The organism is Enterobacter ludwigii (assembly GCF_001750725.1).
In the GTDB taxonomy this organism is placed as follows: Bacteria; Pseudomonadota; Gammaproteobacteria; order Enterobacterales; family Enterobacteriaceae; genus Enterobacter; species Enterobacter ludwigii.
Genome location: NZ_CP017279.1, coordinates 934,409 through 957,665 on the forward strand (window position 1 = coordinate 934,409; position 23,257 = coordinate 957,665).

At 55.7% G+C, this 23,257-nt stretch carries 23 protein-coding genes; 17 read left to right on the forward strand and 6 right to left on the reverse strand.

Going from position 1 to position 23,257, the window contains the following annotated elements; translation table 11 throughout:
* Positions 1–131 precede the first annotated feature (131 nt).
* From rimJ to murJ, 4 genes are all read left to right on the forward strand, one after another.
* Complete coding sequence (gene rimJ / locus BH714_RS04390) at positions 132–716, forward strand: ribosomal protein S5-alanine N-acetyltransferase (protein WP_013097146.1); 585 nt, start codon at positions 132–134, stop codon at positions 714–716.
* A 9-nt stretch (positions 717–725) separates the two neighbouring features.
* Entirely contained in the window at positions 726–1,376 is a 651-nt protein-coding gene (locus BH714_RS04395) for a YceH family protein (RefSeq protein WP_040017136.1), read from the forward strand.
* A 2-nt stretch (positions 1,377–1,378) separates the two neighbouring features.
* The gene (locus BH714_RS04400; RefSeq protein WP_040017137.1) at positions 1,379–2,302 is read left to right on the forward strand and encodes a Gfo/Idh/MocA family protein; all 924 of its coding nucleotides are present in this window, start codon (positions 1,379–1,381) and stop codon (positions 2,300–2,302) included.
* 191 nt (positions 2,303–2,493) lie between these two features.
* Entirely contained in the window at positions 2,494–4,029 is a 1,536-nt protein-coding gene (gene murJ, locus BH714_RS04405) for a murein biosynthesis integral membrane protein MurJ (protein ID WP_020884681.1), read from the forward strand.
* Positions 4,030–4,088: 59 nt separating this feature from the next.
* Here the strand turns inward: murJ and flgN are convergent, their stop codons facing one another.
* The 3 genes from flgN to flgA form a co-directional block, all read right to left on the reverse strand.
* The gene (flgN, locus tag BH714_RS04410) at positions 4,089–4,514 is read right to left on the reverse strand and encodes a flagella biosynthesis chaperone FlgN (RefSeq protein WP_025204463.1); all 426 of its coding nucleotides are present in this window, start codon (positions 4,512–4,514) and stop codon (positions 4,089–4,091) included.
* 4 nt (positions 4,515–4,518) lie between these two features.
* Positions 4,519–4,812, reverse strand: a complete 294-nt coding sequence (gene flgM / locus BH714_RS04415; RefSeq protein ID WP_014169554.1) for a flagellar biosynthesis anti-sigma factor FlgM — start codon at positions 4,810–4,812, stop codon at positions 4,519–4,521.
* Positions 4,813–4,905: 93 nt separating this feature from the next.
* Entirely contained in the window at positions 4,906–5,565 is a 660-nt protein-coding gene (gene flgA / locus BH714_RS04420; RefSeq protein ID WP_040017138.1) for a flagellar basal body P-ring formation chaperone FlgA, read from the reverse strand.
* Positions 5,566–5,722: 157 nt separating this feature from the next.
* Between flgA and flgB the strand changes: the two genes are divergently transcribed.
* The 11 genes from flgB (at position 5,723) to flgL (ending at position 15,577) form a co-directional block, all read left to right on the forward strand.
* Complete coding sequence (gene flgB, locus BH714_RS04425; RefSeq protein ID WP_014169556.1) at positions 5,723–6,139, forward strand: flagellar basal body rod protein FlgB; 417 nt, start codon at positions 5,723–5,725, stop codon at positions 6,137–6,139.
* 3 nt (positions 6,140–6,142) lie between these two features.
* Positions 6,143–6,547 (forward strand): flagellar basal body rod protein FlgC, encoded by a 405-nt coding sequence (gene flgC / locus BH714_RS04430; protein WP_013097138.1) that lies wholly within the window; start codon positions 6,143–6,145, stop codon positions 6,545–6,547.
* Positions 6,548–6,558: 11 nt separating this feature from the next.
* Positions 6,559–7,269, forward strand: a complete 711-nt coding sequence (gene flgD, locus BH714_RS04435; RefSeq protein WP_020884678.1) for a flagellar hook assembly protein FlgD — start codon at positions 6,559–6,561, stop codon at positions 7,267–7,269.
* 26 nt (positions 7,270–7,295) lie between these two features.
* Positions 7,296–8,504, forward strand: a complete 1,209-nt coding sequence (gene flgE / locus BH714_RS04440; RefSeq protein WP_014169558.1) for a flagellar hook protein FlgE — start codon at positions 7,296–7,298, stop codon at positions 8,502–8,504.
* A gap of 20 nt (positions 8,505–8,524) precedes the next feature.
* On the forward strand, positions 8,525–9,280 hold the full coding sequence (locus BH714_RS04445) for a flagellar basal body rod protein FlgF (RefSeq protein WP_014169559.1): 756 nt from the start codon (positions 8,525–8,527) through the stop codon (positions 9,278–9,280).
* A gap of 11 nt (positions 9,281–9,291) precedes the next feature.
* Positions 9,292–10,074, forward strand: coding sequence for a flagellar basal-body rod protein FlgG (gene flgG, locus BH714_RS04450; RefSeq protein ID WP_008500810.1), 783 nt, complete (start codon positions 9,292–9,294; stop codon positions 10,072–10,074).
* A 57-nt stretch (positions 10,075–10,131) separates the two neighbouring features.
* The gene (gene flgH / locus BH714_RS04455; RefSeq protein WP_023311139.1) at positions 10,132–10,830 is read left to right on the forward strand and encodes a flagellar basal body L-ring protein FlgH; all 699 of its coding nucleotides are present in this window, start codon (positions 10,132–10,134) and stop codon (positions 10,828–10,830) included.
* 12 nt (positions 10,831–10,842) lie between these two features.
* On the forward strand, positions 10,843–11,940 hold the full coding sequence (locus tag BH714_RS04460) for a flagellar basal body P-ring protein FlgI (protein WP_014169561.1): 1,098 nt from the start codon (positions 10,843–10,845) through the stop codon (positions 11,938–11,940).
* The gene (flgJ, locus tag BH714_RS04465; RefSeq protein ID WP_040017139.1) at positions 11,940–12,893 is read left to right on the forward strand and encodes a flagellar assembly peptidoglycan hydrolase FlgJ; all 954 of its coding nucleotides are present in this window, start codon (positions 11,940–11,942) and stop codon (positions 12,891–12,893) included. The genes BH714_RS04460 and flgJ overlap by 1 nt, the downstream gene beginning before the upstream one ends.
* Before the next feature lie 75 nt (positions 12,894–12,968).
* Positions 12,969–14,609, forward strand: a complete 1,641-nt coding sequence (flgK, locus tag BH714_RS04470; RefSeq protein ID WP_020884676.1) for a flagellar hook-associated protein FlgK — start codon at positions 12,969–12,971, stop codon at positions 14,607–14,609.
* Positions 14,610–14,623: 14 nt separating this feature from the next.
* Entirely contained in the window at positions 14,624–15,577 is a 954-nt protein-coding gene (flgL, locus tag BH714_RS04475) for a flagellar hook-associated protein FlgL (protein WP_014169564.1), read from the forward strand.
* A gap of 74 nt (positions 15,578–15,651) precedes the next feature.
* On the opposite strand, the gene BH714_RS04480 is transcribed toward flgL, so the two are convergent.
* Positions 15,652–16,866, reverse strand: coding sequence for an MFS transporter (locus tag BH714_RS04480; protein WP_032681257.1), 1,215 nt, complete (start codon positions 16,864–16,866; stop codon positions 15,652–15,654).
* 19 nt (positions 16,867–16,885) lie between these two features.
* Here BH714_RS04480 and BH714_RS04485 point away from each other — a divergent pair, with 19 nt between their 5' ends.
* Positions 16,886–17,911, forward strand: coding sequence for a LysR family transcriptional regulator (locus BH714_RS04485; RefSeq protein WP_080765195.1), 1,026 nt, complete (start codon positions 16,886–16,888; stop codon positions 17,909–17,911).
* A 40-nt stretch (positions 17,912–17,951) separates the two neighbouring features.
* Here the strand turns inward: BH714_RS04485 and rne are convergent, their stop codons facing one another.
* Positions 17,952–21,062: a ribonuclease E gene (gene rne / locus BH714_RS04490; protein WP_040017141.1), complete on the reverse strand. Its 3,111-nt coding sequence runs from the start codon at positions 21,060–21,062 to the stop codon at positions 17,952–17,954.
* 572 nt (positions 21,063–21,634) lie between these two features.
* On the opposite strand from rne, the gene rluC reads away from it, so the two are divergent.
* The gene (rluC, locus tag BH714_RS04495; protein WP_014169568.1) at positions 21,635–22,582 is read left to right on the forward strand and encodes a 23S rRNA pseudouridine(955/2504/2580) synthase RluC; all 948 of its coding nucleotides are present in this window, start codon (positions 21,635–21,637) and stop codon (positions 22,580–22,582) included.
* A gap of 63 nt (positions 22,583–22,645) precedes the next feature.
* Here rluC and BH714_RS04500 read toward each other — a convergent pair whose 3' ends face one another.
* On the reverse strand, positions 22,646–23,230 hold the full coding sequence (locus BH714_RS04500) for a Maf family protein (RefSeq protein WP_032677877.1): 585 nt from the start codon (positions 23,228–23,230) through the stop codon (positions 22,646–22,648).
* Positions 23,231–23,257: the final 27 nt, after the last annotated feature.

Consider the following 23,257-nt stretch of genomic DNA (forward strand, 5'->3'; position numbering starts at 1 on the left):
TTTGATAGAGAGTTCTCATCGAAAAATGTGAAAAGAGGTCAAAATGGTATGTCACTGTTTTCACAGACGGCGCAGGCACAGGTATAGTAAAGCTAATGGGTCAGCAGAAGTGACGGGAAGGAGTGGTATCGATGTTTGGCTATCGCAGTAATGTGCCAAAAGTGCGTCTGACAACGGACAGGCTGGTCGTTCGTCTGGTGCATGAGCGTGATGCCTGGCGTCTGGCGGATTATTACGCCGAGAATCGCCAGTTTTTAAAACCCTGGGAACCCGTTCGGGATGAGAGCCATTGTTACCCATCCGGCTGGCAGGCGCGCCTCAGTATGATTGCGGAATTTCATAAGCAGGGAAGTGCGTTTTATTTTGCGCTGCTGGATCCCGAAGAAAAAGAGATTATCGGCATCGCCAACTTTTCAAACGTCGTGCGCGGATCGTTTCACGCCTGCTACCTCGGCTACTCCATCGGTCAGAAATGGCAGGGGCAGGGGCTGATGTATGAAGCATTAACGGTGGCGATCCGTTATATGCAACGCACGCAACATATCCATCGTATTATGGCGAACTATATGCCGCATAATCAGCGCAGCGGTAATTTGCTGGCGCGTTTAGGGTTTGAGAAAGAGGGTTACGCCAAAGACTATCTGCTGATAGATGGAGAATGGCGCGACCATGTCCTCACTGCATTAACCACCCGGGACTGGACAGCGGGTCGCTAAGGAGAAGAGATGAAATATCAGTTAAGCGGTGCAGAAGCGCGCGTCGTCGGATGCCTGCTGGAAAAACAGGTCACGACGCCGGAGCAATATCCGCTCTCTGTCAACGCCGTCATGATGGCCTGCAACCAAAAGACCAACCGCGAGCCGGTAATGAACCTCAGCGAGCATGACGTTCAGGATGTGCTGGATGAACTGGTGAAACGCCATTATCTGCGCACCGTCAGCGGCTTCGGAAACCGCGTCACCAAGTACGAACAACGTTTTTGTAATTCCGAATTCGGCGACCTGAAGTTGAGCGCCGCGGAAGTGGCGGTGATCACGACCCTTTTACTGCGCGGGGCACAAACTCCCGGCGAGCTGCGCACACGGGCTTCCCGTATGCATGAGTTTGCGGATATGCAGGAAGTGGAACAAACCCTGGAAGGGCTTGCAACCCGCGAGGATGGCCCTTACGTGGTGCGTCTGGCACGCGAACCGGGCAAGCGTGAGAGCCGCTATATGCATCTCTTCAGTGGCGAGGTGGATACCGCGACGCTGGCAACGGAACAAGAGTCCACTGTTGTCAGCGGCAACCTGACGGCGCGCGTGGATGCGCTGGAAGAGGAGGTCGCTGGGCTGAAGCAGCGCCTGGACGCACTGCTGGCACATTTGGGAGATTAACAGTGAAAAAATTACGTGTAGGCGTGGTGGGGCTTGGCGGTATTGCGCAGAAAGCCTGGTTACCGGTATTAGGCGCGGCAACGGACTGGACGCTTCAGGGCGCGTGGTCACCTACCCGCGAGAAGGCTGAACGCATCTGCGCAACCTGGCGGATACCATACGCCGCTTCGCTGTCTGATCTTGCCCGCGAGTGCGATGCGGTATTTGTGCATACCTCAACGGCAACGCACTATCAGGTGGTCAGCGAACTGCTGAATGCCGGTGTTCACGTCTGTGTGGATAAGCCCCTGGCGGAGAACGTTCAGGATGCCGAGCGACTGATAGAGCTGGCGGCACGCAAGAACCTGACGCTGATGGTGGGCTTTAACCGCCGCTTCGCTCCGCTTTATCAGCAACTGAAGGCACAGCCGGGCGCGCTGGCCTCTCTGAGGATGGATAAACACCGTACCGACAGCGTCGGGCCAAACGATCTGCGCTTTACGCTTCTCGATGATTATCTGCACGTGGTGGACACGGCGCTCTGGCTGACAAACGGCCAGGCTCAGCTGAAAAGCGGGACCCTGATGACCAACGATCTGGGCGAGATGGTCTACGCCGAGCACCACTTTGCGCTGGAACATCTGCAGGTGACCACCACCATGCATCGTCGTGCGGGCAGTCAGCGGGAGTTCGTCCAGGCCGTCACTGACGGTGCGCTGTATGACATCACCGACATGCGGGAGTGGCGTGAAGAGAAGGGCAACGGTGTGGTCACGCTTCCGGCGCCGGGCTGGCAGAGCACTCTGGAGCAACGCGGCTTCGCGGGATGCGCCCGTCACTTCATTAGCTGCGTGCAAAATCAGACGGTTCCGGAAACCGCCGGTGAACAGGCCATCATGGCGCAACGCATCGTGGAACGACTCTGGCGAGAGGCCATGAGTGAATAACCCTCTGTAACATCTGCCGATAGTAATTCCCTTAAATCCGGGTAGACTAAGCGCCGATTGTTGGTTTCGCCGGGAGGCTTTTCGCCTACCCGGCCTGCAAATCCGAAGGCCTGCGCAAGCGCAACGCCGTCGGGCATTCATTACGCCTGCTCTGCAGGCGTTTTGCCGTATGGTTGTGGAAATTCACATTAATGAACTTATTAAAATCGCTGGCAGCCGTCAGCTCGATGACCATGTTTTCTCGCGTACTGGGTTTTGCGCGCGATGCCATTGTGGCAAGGGTTTTTGGTGCTGGGATGGCAACGGACGCCTTTTTCGTCGCGTTCAAACTGCCGAATTTATTGCGCCGTATTTTTGCTGAGGGGGCTTTCTCGCAGGCCTTCGTTCCAATTCTGGCGGAATATAAAAGCAAGCAGGGCGAAGATGCTACGCGGGTGTTTGTCGCCTACGTCTCCGGGCTGCTGACGCTGGCGCTGGCTATTGTGACAGTTCTGGGGATGCTGGCTGCGCCCTGGGTGATTATGGTGACCGCGCCGGGGTTTGCCGACACCGCTGATAAATTTGCGCTCACCACCCAGCTGCTGCGCATTACCTTTCCTTATATCCTGTTGATCTCACTGGCCTCGCTGGTGGGGGCAATCCTCAATACCTGGAACCGCTTCTCCGTTCCGGCGTTTGCGCCGACGTTTTTGAATGTCAGCATGATTGGCTTTGCCCTGTTTGCCGCACCGCATTTCAACCCGCCGGTACTGGCGCTGGCCTGGGCGGTGACCGTGGGTGGCGTCCTGCAGCTGGCATATCAGCTGCCGCATCTGAAGAAAATTGGCATGCTGGTTCTGCCGCGCATTAATTTCCGTGATGCCGGCGCAATGCGCGTCATGAAGCAGATGGGACCTGCAATCCTCGGGGTTTCTGTCAGCCAGATCTCACTTATCATCAATACCATCTTTGCGTCTTTCCTGGTGTCCGGTTCGGTCTCCTGGATGTACTACGCTGACCGTCTGATGGAGTTTCCTTCTGGCGTACTGGGCGTCGCGCTGGGGACGATTCTGCTGCCGTCGCTCTCTAAAAGCTTTGCCAGCGGCAACCATGATGAGTATTGCCGCCTGATGGACTGGGGCTTACGCCTCTGTTTCCTGCTGGCACTGCCAAGCGCGGTGGCGCTGGGGATCCTCGCGAAACCGCTGACCGTCTCGCTATTCCAGTACGGTAAATTTTCAGCCCATGATGCGTCCATGACTCAGCAGGCGCTGGTGGCGTACTCGGTGGGATTGATGGGGCTGATTGTTGTTAAAGTGCTGGCACCAGGGTTCTACTCCCGTCAGAACATTAAAACCCCGGTGAAGATTGCCCTGGTGACGCTGGTGATGACCCAGTTGATGAACCTGGCGTTTATTGGCCCGCTGAAGCACGCGGGTCTGGCTCTGTCTATTGGTCTGGCGGCCTGTCTGAATGCCGGGCTGTTGTACTGGCAGCTGCGTAAGCAGGATATCTTCACGCCGCAGCCGGGCTGGGCGAGTTTCCTTGTGCGACTGGTTATCGCGGTGCTGGTGATGGCAGCGGCGTTGCTCGGCATGATGCACGTGATGCCGGAGTGGTCGCTCGGCACCATGCCTTATCGTCTGCTGCGACTGATGGCCGTGGTGGGTGTTGGGGTTGTGGCTTACTTTGCCACCCTCGCCGTGTTGGGCTTCAAAGTGAAAGAGTTTGCCCGCCGTACGGCATAAACGCCAAAAGGGGAGTTCACCTTATGGTGCTCCCCACTGCTTGATTTGTCGCTTATGCTTCAAATCGAAATCTTTTTCCCGCCCGTAATACGTGCCGTCGCTGTCTGGCCATCCGCACCGTACAGCCCGGTTTCTTTATGCGGTTTTAACACCTCAAGCGCTTGCTGATTACGCTCTATCTGACCTTCAAGCAGCCAGCCGTTATGCTGGTTGAGATCGCGAAGGTGCTGGGTTTTTTCTGTAATAGTCTGCCAGCGCTCAACGATATCGTCGTTAGCACTGCGCTTAGGATCCTGCTCAGCGCGACGTTGCTGCTCAAGGTAATCCAGCGTCGCCAGAAGCGAGCTTTTGTCTTCAGTAATACGCTGCAACGCGCTGCCGTTGATGTGACCGGAAGAGAGGTGCTGTTGCTCAGCGTCCATTACCGTTTTCAGGTCGTTCAGGACAACCGTCATTTGATCCAGTATTTCTGACAGTCGACTCATACGGTTAGTTACTCTGTAAGAAACTCTGCGCTTCCTGAATCAGGGCGTCAGCAATTTTGCTGGTGTCCATTTTCAGCTCGCCGTTACGAATAGCCGTTTTCAGCGCTTCAACGCGTTCCATGTTGATATCGTTGCCGCCTGGCTGCATCAGTTTTGCCTGGGCATCGCTCAGGGTTACGCTGGTGCTGTTAGACGTTGACGGTTTTTCCAGACGCGTTTTCTGCGGCGTAGCGTCATTCGTTTCGCGAGGTTGTACAGCGCTTACCGGCTTCAGGGCTGATGTACGATCAATGCTCATAGTGTTGTCCTCATCGAGGGTTCGCGGCGTTGGCGCCTGACATCATCAATAGTTGAATATTTATCGGCAGCTGCAGCGAAATCTTTAAAAAGATTATAGGTTAATCAGAATATTCCCATCAGAATCGACGGTTCCGCTAACCACCTGCCCTGAAGACATTCTGACGCGGGCATTTTGCGCTACCGCGGCATTGTTTAACGCTTTCCCTTCACTGTTGATACTGAAGCCATCTCCATTGGCCACCACCATCACCTGCTGACCCGCCTTGACGCGCCACGCCTGGCGCAGCATAGACAGCTGTATCGGCTGGCCTGGTGCGACATCACGCAGGCTGACGGCGTCCTGCGCCTGGTTAATTTCAAGCATTGCCCGTGGCGGCAGCTGATCCAGACGGCCACGTTTCAACGTCACGCTATTGGCCTGCAGTGCGGTACCCCGGGCAATGGGGACAGCGGCGACAACATAATTGCCTGTCGCCTGGACTGCAACCTGTAAATACCGTTTTTCGTTGGCGCAGCGTGCCAGCACGTTCACGTTTCCCCACAGTCTGGTGGTGCCGGTCACGGTAAATGACGGCTGCTCACAGGATGGATAAAGATTGGGTGGCGTGCGTACCGTGACGACAACTTCATCGCTAAAGCCCGCCAGCTTCTGGGCAAAAAAGGTGTTTAGCTGATCCTGTAAACCATCCGCCTGCACCAGGGGGCTAAAAAGCAAGAAAGTTGCCATCAGGCCACGTTTTAACGTTTGCATCGCAAGTTCCACCGTTTCCAGAATTGAGTGAATTCTACCTGCAGTGGTTTTTCATCAACGCAATAAATAGCGACGCATTTTGCGCTTATTCCGTCGATAAGGCGGATGGGTTGAGATTTAAGCTGTGAACTGAAATTTTGCCATCAGCGGAGGAGACATGCTCGATAAACTCGACGCCGCGTTACGTTTTCAGCAGGAAGCGCTCAATTTACGTGCCCAGCGGCAGGAAATTTTAGCCGCCAATATCGCTAACGCCGATACGCCAGGGTATCAGGCGCGCGATATTGATTTTTCCAGTGAGCTTAAAAAAGTGATGGAGCGTGGACGCGCAGAAGGGAGCGGTGTCGCGCTCGCGCTGACCTCCTCACGCCATATTCCCGCTCAGACGATGACCGCACCAACGACCGATTTGCTTTATCGCATTCCCGACCAGCCTTCACTCGACGGTAACACCGTGGACATGGACCGGGAGCGTACACAGTTTGCCGATAACAGCCTGAAGTACCAGACAGGCCTGACCGTTCTCGGCGGACAAATCAAAGGCATGATGAACGTCCTGCAGGGGGGCAACTGATAAATGGCCTTGCTGAATATTTTTGATATCGCCGGCTCGGCACTTACCGCTCAGTCCAAACGTCTGAACGTAGCCGCCAGTAACCTGGCGAACGCCGACAGCGTGACCGGACCAGACGGTCAGCCTTATCGTGCGAAACAGGTCGTCTTTCAGGTCGATGCGGCGCCAGGTGCGGCCACCGGCGGTGTGAAAGTCTCTGATGTGGTTGAGAGCCAGGCACCGGACAAGCTGGTGTATGAGCCTGGCAACCCGCTGGCGGATGCGAACGGTTACGTAAAAATGCCTAACGTGGATGTGGTGGGTGAGATGGTGAACTCCATGTCGGCGTCACGCAGTTACCAGGCAAACGTCGAAGTGCTTAATACCGTGAAGAGCATGATGCTCAAAACACTCACTCTCGGCCAGTAAAGGAGACATGCATGTCCATCGCCGTAAATGTGAATGATCCCACGAACTCAGGTGTTAATGGCGCCAAAAGTTCGACGGGTTCCAACGCCCTGACGGGCAGTAACGCGTCCGATCTGCAGAGCAGCTTTCTGACGCTGCTGGTGGCGCAGCTGAAGAACCAGGATCCCACCAATCCGATGCAGAACAACGAGCTGACCACGCAACTGGCACAGATCAGTACCGTCAGCGGCATTGAAAAACTCAACACCACCCTTGGCTCCGTTTCCGGTCAGATTGACAACAGCCAGTCTCTGCAGGCTGCGAATCTGATTGGTCATGGGGTGATGATCCCGGGGACCACGATCCTTGCCGGCACCAGCACTACCGAGGGGACGTCAACCACGACCACCACGCCGTTTGGCGTTGAGCTGCAGCAGCCGGCTGACAAAGTGACTGCGACGATCAGCGATGCGAGCGGGGCAGTGGTACGCACCATTGACATTGGTGAGCTGAAGGCAGGCGTACACACCTTTACCTGGGACGGCAGCCTGACCGACGGCACGAAAGCACCAAACGGTTCTTACAAAGTGGCGATCAGCGCCAGCAACGGAACCACCCAACTGGTGGCACAGCCGCTGCAGTTCGCGCTGGTTCAGGGCGTGATTAAAGGCGCTGGCGGTAACAAACTGGATTTGGGTACCTCAGGTACCACCACGCTCGACGAAGTTCGGCAGATTATCTAAGCCTTAACACTTATCAGGAGTAAGTCATGGCCTTTTCTCAAGCGGTCAGCGGCCTGAATGCTGCGGCCACCAACCTGGATGTCATTGGCAACAACATCGCCAACTCCGCGACCTATGGTTTTAAATCCGGTTCTGCCTCATTTGCAGATATGTTTGCCGGTTCCAAAGTGGGTCTGGGCGTGAAAGTTGCGGGCATCACTCAGGACTTTACCGACGGTACGACGACCAACACCGGTCGTGGTCTGGACGTCGCCATCAGCCAGAACGGTTTCTTCCGTATGGTCGATTCCAACGGCTCTGTGTTCTACAGCCGTAACGGTCAGTTCAAACTGGACGAAAACCGTAACCTGGTGAACATGCAGGGTCTGCAATTAACCGGTTATCCTGTTGCGGGTACCCCGCCAACGGTTCAGACCGGCGCTAACCCGCAGGCGATCAATATCCCAACGACCTTGATGGCGGCGAAATCCACCACCACCGCGTCCCAGCAGATCAACCTGAACTCCACTGACACCGCGCCAACCACGGCCTTTGATCCGACCAACCCTGATAGCTACAACAAAAAAGGGACGGTGACGGTCTTTGACAGCCAGGGTAATGCGCACAACATGAACCTGTTTTACGTTAAAGACGCGACTCCGGCAAACTCCTGGAAAGTCTATGCCCAGGACGGCAGCGTTGCAGGAAGCACGCCATCCCTGGCGACTACGCTGACCTTCAATACCAGCGGCGTACTGACCGGCGGCGGCAGCATCAATATCACTACCGGCACCGTTCCAGGTGCAACGCCAGCCACGTTTGCGATGAGCTTCGCCAATTCCATGCAGCAGAACACCGGCGCCAATAACATCGTGGCAACCAACCAGAACGGTTACAAACCGGGTGACCTGGTGAGCTACCAGATCAACGACGACGGCACCGTGGTGGGTAACTACTCCAACGAACAGACCCAGGCCCTGGGCCAGATCGTGCTGGCTAACTTCGCCAACAACGAAGGTCTGAAGTCTGAAGGCGATAACGTCTGGTCTGCCACCCAGTCTTCTGGCGTGGCGCTGCTGGGTACCGCGGGCTCCGGTAACTTCGGTACGCTGACCAACGGTGCGCTGGAGGCGTCTAACGTGGATCTGAGTAAAGAACTGGTGAACATGATCGTCGCGCAACGTAACTATCAGTCGAACGCGCAGACCATCAAAACCCAGGATCAGATCCTCAACACGCTGGTTAACCTGCGTTAAGCGGCTGACAGGAAAGCGCAATGGATCACGCAATATATACCGCGATGGGCGCGGCAAGCCAGACGCTCAATCAGCAGGCTGTTACTGCCAGCAACCTGGCAAACGCCTCTACACCGGGCTTTCGTGCGCAGCTTAATGCGCTGCGTGCGGTCCCGGTGGAAGGGCTCTCCCTGCCGACGCGTACGCTGGTCACGGCCTCTACGCCGGGTGCGGATATGACGCCAGGGCAGATGGATTATACCTCACGCCCGCTGGACGTTGCCCTGCAACAGGACGGCTGGCTGGCGGTGCAGACCGCTGACGGCGGTGAAGGATATACCCGTAACGGTAACATCCAGGTGAGTGCCACGGGCCAGCTGACGATTCAGGGTCATCCGGTAATGGGTGAAGCGGGTCCGCTGACGGTGCCGGAAGGGTCTGAGCTGACTATCGCGGCCGACGGGACCATTTCGGCATTGAACCCGGGCGATCCGGCCAATACCGTTGCGCCCGTCGGGCGTCTGAAGCTGGTGAAGGCGGAAGGCAAAGAGGTGCAGCGTGGTGATGACGGGATGTTCCGTCTGACCCAGGCGACCCAGGCCACTCGGGGTGCCACGTTACAGGCCGATCCGAGCATCCGCGTGATGTCCGGCGTTCTGGAAGGCAGTAACGTCAAGCCGGTCGAAGCGATGACCGACATGATCGCCAGTGCCCGTCGTTTTGAAATGCAGATGAAGATTATCAGCAGCGTTGATGAAAACGCGGGCAAGGCTAACCAACTTCTGGCTATGAGTTAACAGGACTCCTTATGATCAGTTCTTTATGGATCGCGAAAACTGGCCTGGACGCGCAGCAAACCAACATGGATGTGATTGCCAACAACCTGGCAAACGTCAGCACCAATGGTTTCAAGCGTCAGCGTGCCGTTTTCGAAGATTTGCTTTATCAAACCATCCGCCAGCCGGGAGCGCAGTCTTCTGAACAAACGACGCTGCCATCCGGCCTGCAGATTGGTACCGGTGTTCGTCCGGTAGCCACCGAGCGTCTGCACAGCCAGGGCAACCTGTCTCAGACCAACAACAGCAAAGACGTGGCAATCAAAGGCCAGGGGTTCTTCCAGGTGCAGTTACCTGACGGTACTTCTGCCTATACCCGCGACGGATCGTTCCAGGTCGATCAGAATGGCCAGCTGGTGACGGCGGGTGGTTTCCAGGTTCAGCCTGCGATTACCATCCCGGCGAATGCCCTGAGTATCACTATCGGGCGTGACGGCGTGGTGAGTGTGACGCAGCAGGGGCAGGCCGCACCTGTTCAGGTTGGACAGCTGAACCTGACCACCTTCATGAACGACACCGGTCTGGAAAGCATTGGTGAGAACCTCTACACCGAAACGCAATCCTCCGGTACGCCAAATGAAAGCACCCCGGGCCTCAACGGTGCGGGTCTGTTGTATCAGGGTTATGTGGAAACCTCGAATGTGAACGTTGCGGAAGAGCTGGTGAATATGATCCAGGTCCAGCGCGCGTATGAAATTAACAGTAAAGCAGTGTCGACGACCGACCAGATGCTGCAGAAACTGACGCAACTCTAAGGTGTAGCCCGGTGCGGTCAACGCCGCGCCGGCTCCCTGTTTTCGAAGATGAAGGCAATGCAAAAAAACGCGGCGTTTCGTTATCCGATACTGACTGTTCTGGCTGTCACCCTCAGCGGGTGTGCCTTGATCCCGTCTAAACCTTTAGTGCAGGGTGCGACTACCGCCCAACCCGTTCCTGGCCCGGCGCCAGTGGTGAACGGCTCCATTTTCCAGACCGCGCAGCCAATCAATTATGGCTATCAACCGCTGTTTGAAGATCGCCGCCCGCGTAATGTCGGCGATACGTTGACCATTGTGCTGCAGGAAAACGTCAGCGCGAGCAAGAGCTCGTCGGCGAATGCCAGCCGCGATGGCAAAACCAATTTCGGTTTCGATACCGTTCCACGCTATCTGCAGGGCCTGTTCGGCAATGCGCGTGCTGATGTCGAGGCCTCTGGCGGCAATACCTTTAACGGTAAAGGTGGCGCGAATGCCAGCAATACCTTTAGCGGCACGCTGACGGTGACGGTTGACCAGGTGCTGGTTAACGGCAATTTACACGTTGTGGGTGAAAAACAGATCGCCATCAATCAGGGCACTGAGTTCATTCGTTTCTCGGGCGTGGTTAATCCTCGCACCATCAGCGGCACCAACACCGTTCCGTCCACCCAGGTGGCGGATGCGCGCATCGAGTACGTCGGTAACGGCTACATCAATGAAGCGCAAAATATGGGTTGGCTGCAGCGTTTCTTCCTTAACTTATCGCCGATGTAAGCGAGGTGACCCATGTTTAAATCGATCTTCGCCGTGGCGCTGGCGCTGGTGGCAACGTTTGCCCAGGCTGACCGTATTCGCGATCTCACCAGCGTTCAGGGCGTACGCGAAAACTCGCTGATTGGCTATGGCCTGGTGGTGGGGCTGGACGGAACGGGCGACCAGACCACCCAGACGCCATTCACGACTCAAAGTTTGAACAACATGCTTTCCCAGCTCGGTATTACCGTCCCGGCGGGAACCAACATGCAGCTGAAAAACGTGGCCGCGGTCATGGTCACCGCCTCCTATCCGGCGTTCGCGCGCCAGGGGCAGACGATTGATGTCGTGGTCTCGTCAATGGGTAACGCCAAAAGCCTGCGTGGCGGCACGCTGCTGATGACTCCGCTGAAAGGGGTCGACAGCCAGGTTTATGCGCTGGCGCAGGGGAACATTCTGGTCGGCGGTGCCGGCGCGTCTGCGGGCGGCAGCAGTGTGCAGGTGAACCAGCTGAACGGCGGGCGTATCACCAATGGTGCGATCATTGAGCGTGAACTGCCGACCCAGTTTGGCGCAGGCAACACCATTAACCTGCAGCTGAATAATGAAGACTTCACGATGGCGCAGCAGATTGCCGATACCATCAACCGTAGCCGCGGCTACGGCAGCGCCACGGCGCTGGATGCCCGTACCGTGCAAATCCGCACTTCTACCGGCAGCAGCAACCAGGTCCGTATGCTGGCTGATATCCAGAATATGGAAGTGAACGTTCCGGTTCAGGATGCCAAAGTGATTATCAACTCGCGCACCGGTTCGGTCGTGATGAACCGCGAAGTGTCGCTCGACAGCTGTGCCGTGGCGCAGGGTAACCTCTCCGTGACGGTTAACCGCTCTGCCAACGTCAGTCAGCCTGATACCCCGTTCGGGGGTGGCCAGACCGTGGTGACGCCACAAACGCAGATTGATTTGCGCCAGAGCGGTGGATCGCTGCAGAGCGTACGCTCCAGCGCGAACCTCAATAGCGTGGTTCGGGCCCTGAATGCCCTGGGGGCGACGCCGATGGATCTGATGTCGATTCTGCAATCTATGCAAAGCGCGGGCTGTCTGCGCGCCAAACTGGAAATCATCTGATGCTGACCGATAGCAAGCTGTTGACCGGTGCTGCCTGGGATGCCCAGTCGCTCAACGAACTGAAAACCAAAGCAGGTAAGGATCCGGCGGCGAATATCCGCCCGGTCGCCCGCCAGGTGGAAGGGATGTTTGTACAGATGATGCTGAAAAGCATGCGTGAAACCCTGCCGAAAGACGGGATGTTCAGCAGTGATTCAACCCGTCTTTACACCAGCATGTATGACCAGCAGATTGCGCAGCAGATGACCGCCGGGAAAGGCCTCGGTCTGGCTGATATGATTGTCAAACAGACCGAAACCGCGCAGGGCATCCAGCCGGATGATAAGCCACAGCAGGTGCCGATGAAGTTCGACCTGCAAACGGTGACCAGTTATCAGAATCAGGCCCTGACGCAGATGGTGCGCAAAGCCGTACCGAAGGCCACGAGCACCAGCGATGAGCCACTTTCTGGCGACAGCAAAGACTTCCTGGCGCAGCTCTCGCTGCCGGCACGTCTTGCCAGTGAACAGAGCGGCGTGCCTCACCACCTGATCCTCGCGCAGGCGGCGCTGGAGTCCGGCTGGGGTCAGCGGCAGATCCGTAAAGAAAACGGCGATCCGAGCTTTAACATCTTCGGCGTGAAGGCCACGTCGAGCTGGAAGGGGCCGACCACCGAGATCACCACCACTGAATATGAAAACGGTGCGGCGGTGAAGGTTAAAGCCAAATTCCGTGTCTATAGCTCCTATCTGGAAGCCTTATCCGACTATGTGGGCCTGTTGAGCCGAAATCCGCGTTACACCGCCGTTACACAGGCGGCAACCGCGGAGCAGGGCGCTCAGGCACTGCAGAATGCGGGCTACGCCACCGATCCGAACTATGCGCGTAAGCTCACCAGTATGATTCAGCAGCTGAAATCGATGGGCGAGAAGGTCAGCAAAGCCTATAGCACAGATATCGAAAATCTGTTCTGAAAGTTCTCAAGTCCCGGTGGAGGCTGCCGATAACCTTCATCAGGACTCGTGTCTGAACGTATAAAAGGAACCCCCATGTCCAGTTTGATTAACAGTGCCATGAGTGGCCTCAGTGCTGCGCAGTCGGCACTCAATACCGTCAGTAATAATATTTCAAGCTATAACGTGGCAGGTTATACCCGCCAGACGACAGTGCTGGGCGCGTCAAACAGCACGCTGACCGGCGGTGGCTGGGTAGGTAACGGGGTTTATGTCTCCGGTGTCCAGCGTGAGTATGATGCATTCATTACCAACCAGCTGCGCGCCGCGCAGACCCAGAGCAGCGGCCTGACTACGCGCTATCAGCAGATGTCAAAGATCGACGATGTGCTCTCGGATACCACCAACTCACTCTCTACCACGCTGCAGGACTTCTTCAAAAGTCTGCAGACGCTGGTGAGCAACGCGGAAGATCCGGCTGCGCGCCAGACGGTGCTGGGCAAAGCGGATGGCCTGGTCAATCAGTTTAAAACCAACGATCAGTATCTTCGCGATCAGGATTCTCAGGTGAATACCGCGATTTCTGCCAGCGTCGATCAAATTAATAACTACGCCAAACAGATTGCGAACCTGAACGATCAGATTTCCCGTCTGACCGGCGTGGGTGCTGGCTCATCACCAAATGACCTGCTCGATCAACGCGATCAGCTGGTGAGCGAACTGAATAAAATTGTCGGTGTTGAAGTTTCTGTGCAGGATGGCGGCACGTATAACGTCTCATTTGGCACCGGTTACAGCCTGGTACAGGGGAGCAAAGCGAACCAGCTGGCTGCGGTGAATTCCAGCGCAGACCCAACCCGTACAACGCTGGCCTATACCGATGACGTTTCCGGCAATATCGAAATTCCTGAGAAGCTGATTACTACCGGCACCCTTGGCGGTTTACTCACCTTCCGCTCTGAAGATCTGGATAAAGCGCGTAATAGCCTTAACCAGATGGCGCTGGCCTTTGCTGACGCGATGAACAAGCAGCATGAAGCGGGTTTTGATGCTAACGGCGATGCTGGCGGCAAGCTCTTTGACTTTGGCTCGCCTGCGGTTGTGTCCAACAGCAAGAATTCAGGTACCGCCGCGCTGACAGCCTCCGTGGCTGACAGTACTAAAGTCCAGGCAACGGATTATAAGCTGCAGTTCAACGGAACCGACTGGACCATTACGCGTACGTCGGATAAGACCAGTTTCACGATGAGTCCGGATGCGAGCGGCAATCTGTCTTTCGACGGCCTGAATGTCAACGTGAGCGGTACCGCGAATAACAAAGACAGTTTTGTTGTGAAGCCCGTTTCTGATGTCATCGTAAACATGGAACTCAAGTTTAATGATGAGTCCAAACTGGCGATGGCATCGACAAGCGCCGGTGGCGAAAGTGACAACCGCAACGGTCAAAAATTGCTGGATCTGCAAAATAGCAAGCTTGTCGGCGGGAATAAGTCTTTCAATGATGCTTATGCTTCCCTCGTCAGTACCGTTGGTAGCTCAACAGCGGCACTGAAAACCAGCAGCGAAACGAAAGCGAATGTGGCGACGCAGTTAACCAAACAGCAGCAGTCGATCTCAGGGGTAAACCTTGACGAAGAGTACGGCAATTTGCAGCGCTATCAGCAGTATTACCTCGCTAATGCGCAGGTTCTACAAACTGCCAGCTCGCTCTTTGATGCAATCATTAATATTCGCTAAGGCTGAGGTGAAACATGCGTATTAGCACCCAGATGATGTACGACCAAAACATGCGCGGGATCACCGATTCCCAGAGCAAGTGGTTGAGTTATGGTGAACAAATGTCCACCGGCAAGCGTGTCAATCGTCCGTCGGACGATCCCATCGCGGCGTCGCAGGCTATTGTTCTGTCACAATCACAGTCACAAAATAGCCAGTTTGCGTTGGCAAGATCGTTCGCATCACAAAAAGTTTCTCTCGAAGATAATGTGCTTAACCAGGTCACTGCCGCTATCACCAGTGCTAAAGAGAAATTAGTCTATGCCGGAAACGCAACCTTAAGTGATGACGATCGCCTGTCGCTGGCGAGCGATTTGCAAGGTATTCGCGACCAATTGATGAACCTTGCAAACACCGCGGATGGTAATGGTCGGTTTATTTTTGCCGGCTTTAAGACTGAAGTGCCACCGTTTGATTCCGTTACCGGTGATTACAAAGGCGGTACTGAGGCTATTTCGCAGCAGGTTGATACCGCGCGTAATATGGTCATTAGCCACACGGGTCAGCAGATCTTCGAAAGCATCACCAGTAACGCCAAAGAACTGCCTGGTGGCGGATATGGCGAGACGAACATGTTCAAGATCCTCGATACGGCGATTACCGCGCTTAAGGTTCCCGTCGATACCGACTCTGCTGCAGCTGAAGCACAGGGGAAAATCATTTCTGATGCTCAAACCGGCATCACAAATACCCAGAACAACATTCTTACTGTCGCTGCTGATGTAGGTACCAAGATGAACGAGCTTGAAAAGCTGGATAACCTTGGTGACGATCGTGCACTGGGCCAGACTAAGCAGATGAGCGACCTGGTTGATGTGGACTGGAACGCAGCGATCTCCTCTTATACCATGCAGCAGGCCGCGCTGCAGGCATCTTATAAAGCGTTTAGCGATATGCAGGGCATGTCCCTGTTCCAGCTGAACAGATAACATCTTGACCTCTTGGAACATGTCTTGAAACTGGGCATGTTTTACTGCCCAATCCGTGTGGATTGGGCATTTTTTTAGGCGATTTCTGCCGGTGCGGAGGCGACGCGTGCACTTTCAATCAGACGTATTGCCAGCGCAATGACACCGCATACCGTTGCCAGGGCAACCACGCCCGTCCAGCCAGCCAGCGTGTAGATTTTACTCCCCGCAGCCGAACCCAGCGCCATGCCGATAAAGACCACCGTAAAGAGCAGGGCATTAAGACGCCCCCTGGCCTGAGGCTCAAGGCTATAGACCAGATTCTGGTGCGCCACCAGACTGGACTGCAGGCCCAGATCAAACCCGATGGCTGAGACAGCAATCAGAATCAGTTGTCCATGAAGACCCAGCGCGGGCATCAGGAACATCAGGGCAAACGAGACGGTAACCAGTGCTGCGCCAAGCTGCGTGACTTTTCCGGCGCCCAGCTTGTCCGCCAGACCTCCCGCCAGCGGGGCGGCTAAGGCCCCCGCGGCCCCGGCAATACCAAAACCACCCGCGACGGCGCTCCCCAGGTGATAGCGCTCCAGCAGCATGACCGCCAGCGTTGACCAAAAGGCGCTAAAGGCAATCGAGAGAAAACCTTGTGCCAGTGCTGCACGACGCAGAGCCGGATAACGACGCCACAGATGTTCCATTGAGCGCATCAGGGCGGGATAACTCAGCGTGGAGTGAATGGCAAAACGCGGGAGTACCCGCCACATCACCGCCCCAATAAATGCGATGCTTACAGCGGCCAACTGATACATGACGCGCCAGCCAAAAGCTTCACCCACCACACCGCTGACGGTTCGCGACAGCAAGATACCCATCAGCAACCCTGTCATCACGGTTCCCACGGTTTTTCCCTGTTTCCCTTCGGGGGCGAGGATAGCCGCTGCGGGAACGATATCCTGTGCCATGGTCGCGGCCATGCCAATCAGCAGGCTTGCCAGCAGCAGTGAGTGCTGCTGCCCGGTCAGGCTGCAGCCCAGCAGAAACAGTGCCAGGGCGGCGCTTTTTATCAGGATTAACGTCCTGCGGTCGTGACGATCGCCAAGCGGCAACAGAAAAAGAATACCGAGCGCGTAGCCTGCCTGGGTTAGTGTCGGGACCAGCCCCATCCCTTCAATACTAAGATGAAGGTCGGCGCCTATCAGCGGCAGCAGCGGTTGCGCGTAGTAAATGGATGCGACGCTAAAGCCAGCCCCCAGAGCCAGCATAAAAATCACCCAGCGACTGGCGGCATGGGGAGCAGTTGTTGTGTTCATAAGACGTTCCTCACTCATAATGTGCCGCTATTTTTTATCACTACGCCTTGCGACGGTAGAGGGCCTGGTGGTAAAACGCTTATACGTTTGGCGTATAGCAGGGAAAATGATGAAGCGAGTTGAGCGTATAGACAGGGTGGAACTCATGCGCACATTTGTTCGTATTGTGGAAAGCGGATCGCTATCTGGGGCGGCAAGACTGCTTGCGACGAGCCAGGCCACGGTGAGCCGCCGCCTTCAGTCTCTGGAAACGCTGCTGGGGGTACGGCTTTTATTGCGAACCACCCATGCAACAAAACTTACCGATGACGGCGAGCGCTGCTATCAACATGCCCGGCGGGTCATTGATAGCTGGCTGGCACTGGAAGATGAAATCGGCCAGACGGAGGACGAGCCGGTTGGGGTGTTACGGGTACGTGCACCGCACGCCTTTGGGCAGGATCAGCTCCTGAGACCGTTAACGGAGTTTTTGCAGCGTTATCCTCAGCTGTCGGTGGAGTGGGTGCTCAACGATAAGTCGGTGGATTTTCTGAGCGACAATCTGGATTGTGCTATTCGAGTTGGCGCAGAGGTGGATCCGGCAACCGTCTCCGTGCTGCTGGCGGAAGTGCCACGCTGTGTGGTGGCTTCGCCTGCGCTGCTGGACCAGTTTGCGCCGGTTCACACACCGGAGGATCTGCAGGCGCTGCCCTGGATTGCCATCAGCACGTTCTATCAGCGACATGTGGAGTTGTGGGATGATCTTTCACAAGTAAAACGCATCTCCATTGCGCCACGGCTAAGCACGGATAGCCTGCATGTTGCGCGCAATACCGCCCTGACAGGGTTAGGGGTGGCGATGGTTTCAAGCTGGACGGTCAAGCAGGATATCCAGGAAGGGCGCTTAGTGCATTTGCTTCCACAGTGGCAGCCCGCCGCGCTCCCGGTTCATCTGGTTTATCCGTGGTCGCGTTATTATCCGGCGCGTTTACGCCGTTTTCTGGAGATGATGAAGAGGGTGATGCCGGACATTGCGGGTATGAGAAAGCCGGCACGCGAGCAATAAAAAAGCCGACCCGAAGGTCGGCTTTTTACGCTATGTGTCGTTACTCAACAGACTGCGGACGGGTAGCCGGTGCTGTCGCCTGATGCGTTGCACTGTGGCCACCGGCAGAGCCTTTACCGTCAAAGTTGAACGCAGGGCGGACCCAGTCACTGTGACGCGGCGCTTCCGGCACATATTCCGGCGCTGGTGCGCGAGTCATCGGGGCTGTCGCAACGTGAGCAGGGGCCGGAGCTGTGATTACCGGCTCGGCTTTCACTTCTGGCTCTTCTGCTTTCGCGGCTTCACGCACCGGTTCGACGTCAATTTCAACGTCCTGAACCACGTCTTCAGTCACGGTTTCGACAACCACGTCCGGGGTCTCTTCTACCGCTGCTGCTGGCTGAACCTCAGCAACAACGTCTTCAGCGACCACGGTGTCTTCCTCAGCAATAAGCTGCGGTGCGGCGTCAACCGGCGCGGCAATCACTTCAGGGTGCGTGGTTTCAACGTCTACTGCATGAGGCGCTTCTGACTCAACGGCCTGTGGCTCAACCACGATAGCGGCTTCATTTACCGCTTCTTCAGTTGCGGCTACCGGGGCAATCACCTCTTCGGTGACAGCCTGTTCTTCCACAACCTGCTCCTGACGAGCAACCGGGTAGCGGATCCAGACTTTACCGGATGCCATTTCAGGAGACGCGCACGCCACGGTTAATGGCATTGGCGACTGTGTCGGGTAACGCTCATCGCGATAACGACGACGACGTTGACCGCTGACGCGCAGGTGACGCGGAGAGCGGCGTGAACGACGTGGCATACCCGCGTTATCACGGCCTTCACCGTTATCGTCTTGCTCAGCGTTGCTTTCGACGACGGCCGGCAGATCCACTTTCGCCAGTTGAGTGCCTGGTGCAGTGTCACTTGCTTCTGCAGGGATGATGACGGTCTCTTCCACCGGCAGGGCGCCTACACGCACTTTCTGTGACAGCTGGCGCTGCTTACGACGCGGCATAACCTGAGTACGTTCTTCCTGCTCGCTTTCCTGTTGTTCAACAGGCTCTTCGCGGTTCAGGTTTTTGACTTCCTGCTGCGCCTGGCGCTTCTCGTCGTTACGACGACGGCTACGCTCACGGCGTGGCTGCTGCTCGTCGCGCTGTTTGCTCTTCTCAGACTCATCGCCCGCCTGCTGGCGAATTTCACGATCTTCAACATTCTGCGGTTGCTTCTCGCGACGGTTGCGACGGTTGTCTTCGCGTTGCTCACGACCCTCATTATTGTCCGAACGGTTGTCACGGCGTTCGTTACGGTCATTACGATCGTTACGGTCACGGCGGTTGTTCTGACGTTTACGACGGTCCTGCTGACGTTCAGGTTTCGCTTCTTTCGGTGCTTCTTTCGGTTGCTCAGGCTGCTGGACTTCTTCGCCTGCAAACATCTTCTTCAGCGCACCGAAGAGGCGGCTCAGCAGACCCGGTTGTTCTGGCTGGGCTTTGACCGCAACGGCTTCTGGTTTTTGCGCAACCGGTTTGGTCACAGGTTTTTCCAGCGCCGTTTCTGGCGGAGCTTCAGGCATGATGAAGGTCGCTAAGGCTGGCTGCTCTGGCAGTTTGCGCTCGGCAGGTTCTTCATCGGAAGGCAGCGCCATCTCTTCTTCATGCAGCTTAGGCAGCAGATAGCTGAGCGTGCTGGTCTCTTCACCCTTACGGACACGCAGCACGTGGTAGTGCGGAGTTTCCATCTGATCGTTAGGTACGATGATGCAGCGAACATCGCCCTGGCGTGATTCAATTGCGCTGACGGCTGCACGTTTTTCGTTCAGCAGGTAGGACGCAATTGGCACGGGAACAATGGCATGAACCTCTTTGGTGTTCTCTTTCAGCGCTTCTTCTTCAATCAGACGCAGAATAGAGAGGGACAGAGATTCGTTATCACGAACGGTACCGGTACCGGAGCAGCGCGGACAGACGTGATGGCTGGATTCACCGAGTGAAGGGCTCAGACGCTGACGGGACATCTCCAGCAAGCCGAAGCGTGAGATATGGCTAATCTGGATACGAGCACGATCCTGACGTACCGCTTCGCGCAGACGGTTTTCAACCGCACGCTGGTGGCGCACCGGGGTCATGTCGATAAAGTCGATAACAATCAGACCACCCAGGTCACGCAGGCGGAGCTGGCGGGCGATTTCATCAGCGGCTTCAAGGTTGGTGTTGAAGGCGGTCTCTTCGATATCACCGCCGCGCGTAGCACGTGCGGAGTTGATGTCGATGGCGGTGAGCGCTTCGGTCGTATCAATAACGATAGAACCACCGGATGGCAGACGCACTTCACGCTGGAAAGCGGATTCAATCTGCGATTCGATCTGATAATGGCTGAACAGCGGGATTTCACCGGTGTACAGTTTGATTTTGCTGGTGAAATCCGGACGACCCAGCGCAGCAATGTGCTGGCGCGCCAGCTCAAGCACTTTCGGATTATCGATCAGAATCTCACCGATGTCCTGACGCAGGTAGTCACGGAAGGCACGCACAATCACGTTGCTTTCCTGGTGAATCAGGAACGGCGCTGCGCGGCTTTCTGCCGCTTTCTGGATTGCTTCCCAGTGCTTCAGACGGAAGCTTAAGTCCCACTGCAGCGCTTCGGCAGATTTGCCGACGCCTGCGGTACGCACGATAAGTCCCATACCGTCAGGCAGCTCAAGACTTGCCAGCGCTTCTTTCAGCTCGGTACGGTCATCACCTTCGATGCGGCGAGAGATACCACCGGCGCGCGGGTTGTTTGGCATCAGAACCAGGTAACTTCCCGCAAGACTGATAAAGGTGGTCAGTGCGGCACCTTTGTTGCCACGCTCTTCTTTATCAATCTGAACAATGACTTCCTGACCTTCACGCAACACATCTTTGATGTTTGGGCGGCCATGGGAGTTATAGTTTGCAGGGAAATATTCGCGGGCGATTTCTTTCAGAGGGAGGAAACCGTGACGCTCAGCACCGTAATCGACAAATGCAGCTTCAAGGCTTGGTTCAATGCGGGTGATTTTACCTTTGTAAATGTTCGCTTTTTTCTGTTCGTGTCCAGGACTTTCGATATCCAGATCGTACAGGCGCTGCCCATCCACAAGGGCGACACGCAACTCTTCTTGCTGAGTTGCGTTGATTAACATTCTTTTCATCGTAACTTACTCGTTATTCTTACATTGACGACAAAGCTGCGGGCAAGGTGACGCTTTCCGGGGTATGAACCGATGGCCTCGTGTCTATTCACGTCGCCAACCTCACGGTTGTCGCTCGCTTAAGAGGCGCAGAGTGTCGGTTGCCTGTATTTCATACGGAAACACAGCGCAATTATCAGGGGAATTGCCTGGGTAGAACTCTCCAGAGAACAATCCTTATACCGGGAAGTACTGCAACCCGCAGCCCGCTAACTGCCTGAAAGATCAATACGTCTTACGCCATTGCTGCGTGGATGATCGGTCAGACAAAATTGGTCATTCCGTCGAGATCCTTACTTAACCAGGATTTAACACGGAAAACGAGTTCATTATTCCACTGCTCGCCGGGTTATAGCAAGATGACTTTTACCAATTATCACCCGGTTACTCACAGTTTCTTCACTTCAAGGTGGTGATTGGTTTAATAACCACCAAATCGATTGCGTGAAACAGGGGACAGGCCGGATAAAAGTAAATATAAGCATAGAAAAATGAGTGGCGCTAATGGCTGACGATATTTAGAATCGCCAACCATGAAAACAGAGACTCCAGCCGTAAAAATGGTTGCCATCGCGGAAGACGACGCGGGGCAACGTATCGATAACTTTTTGCGTACCCAACTCAAAGGCGTGCCAAAGAGCATGATTTACCGCATCCTGCGCAAGGGTGAAGTGCGGGTTAACAAAAAACGCGTGAAGCCTGAGTACAAACTCGAAGCCGGTGATGAAGTGCGTATCCCGCCGGTCCGTGTTGCGGAACGCGAAGAAGAGGTCGTTTCACCCAGGTTGCAGAAAGTGGCCGCCCTGAGTGACGTTATCCTTTATGAGGATGATCATATCCTGGTGCTGAATAAACCGTCAGGTACCGCTGTCCATGGCGGGAGTGGTCTCAGCTTTGGCGTGATTGAAGGCCTGCGTGCGCTGCGCCCTGAAGCCCGTTTCCTTGAACTGGTTCACCGTCTCGATCGCGATACCTCCGGCGTGCTACTGGTCGCAAAAAAACGTTCTGCCCTGCGTTCCCTGCATGAGCAGCTGCGTGAAAAAGGGATGCAGAAGGATTATCTGGCGCTGGTTCGCGGCCACTGGCAGTCCCACGTTAAGGCGGTGCAGGCACCTTTGCTGAAGAATATTTTGCAAAGCGGTGAGCGCATTGTCCGTGTGAATCAGGAAGGGAAGCCGTCTGAGACGCGTTTCAAAGTGGAAGAGCGCTATGCGTTCGCCACGCTGGTGCGCTGCAGCCCGGTAACCGGCCGTACCCACCAGATCCGCGTACATACGCAGTATGCCGGTCATCCGATCGCATTTGATGACCGCTATGGCGACAGGGAGTTTGATAAGCAACTGGCGGGCACCGGGTTGTCACGCCTGTTCCTTCATGCGGCGGCACTGACGTTCACTCACCCGAATACCGGCGAAACAATCCGCATTGAAGCCCCCCTTGATGAGCAGTTAAAACGCTGCCTGAAGGTGCTGCGCGGCTGATTTGGCTGGCACTTACCGGCCTGAGGTCTCCCAGACCGGTAAGTGATGCATCACCCGTAACACTCACATCTTCAGCGGATTACACTCCTCGCGTCTGAGCATCTGGCACAATGCTATCAGCGGCAACCCGACCAGCGTGTTCGGGTCACGTCCGTCCAGCTTGTCGAACAGGGCAATCCCCAGACCTTCACTTTTGAAGCTTCCGGCGCAATTGAGCGGTCGCTCCCGACGCACATAGTCGGCGATTTCCTGCTCGCTAAGATGGCGAAAATGGACGTCGAAAGGTTCGCATTCGGTTTGCAGGTGACCCGAGGCGGAGTTGTAGAGTGCCAGACCCGTATAAAAGGTGACGATATTGCCCCGCGCTTGCATAAGCTGCTGGCAGGCATTCGCTTCAGTGTGCGGCTTTCCGGTGATAACACCGTCCAGCACACAAACCTGATCGGAGCCTATAATCAAATGCGAAGGGTAGCGTGCGGCAAGTGATTGCGCTTTCTCCTTCGCAAGACGGGTGACCAGGTGACGCGGTGATTCGCCCGGCTGCGGCGTCTCGTCAACTTCCGGCGCCGCGCATTCAAACGGGATCCCGAGCTTTTCCAGCAACATTCGGCGGTAGGGTGAGGTGGAGGCAAGAACGAGATTTGGCATATTTTTATCACCAGATATAGCGTATCG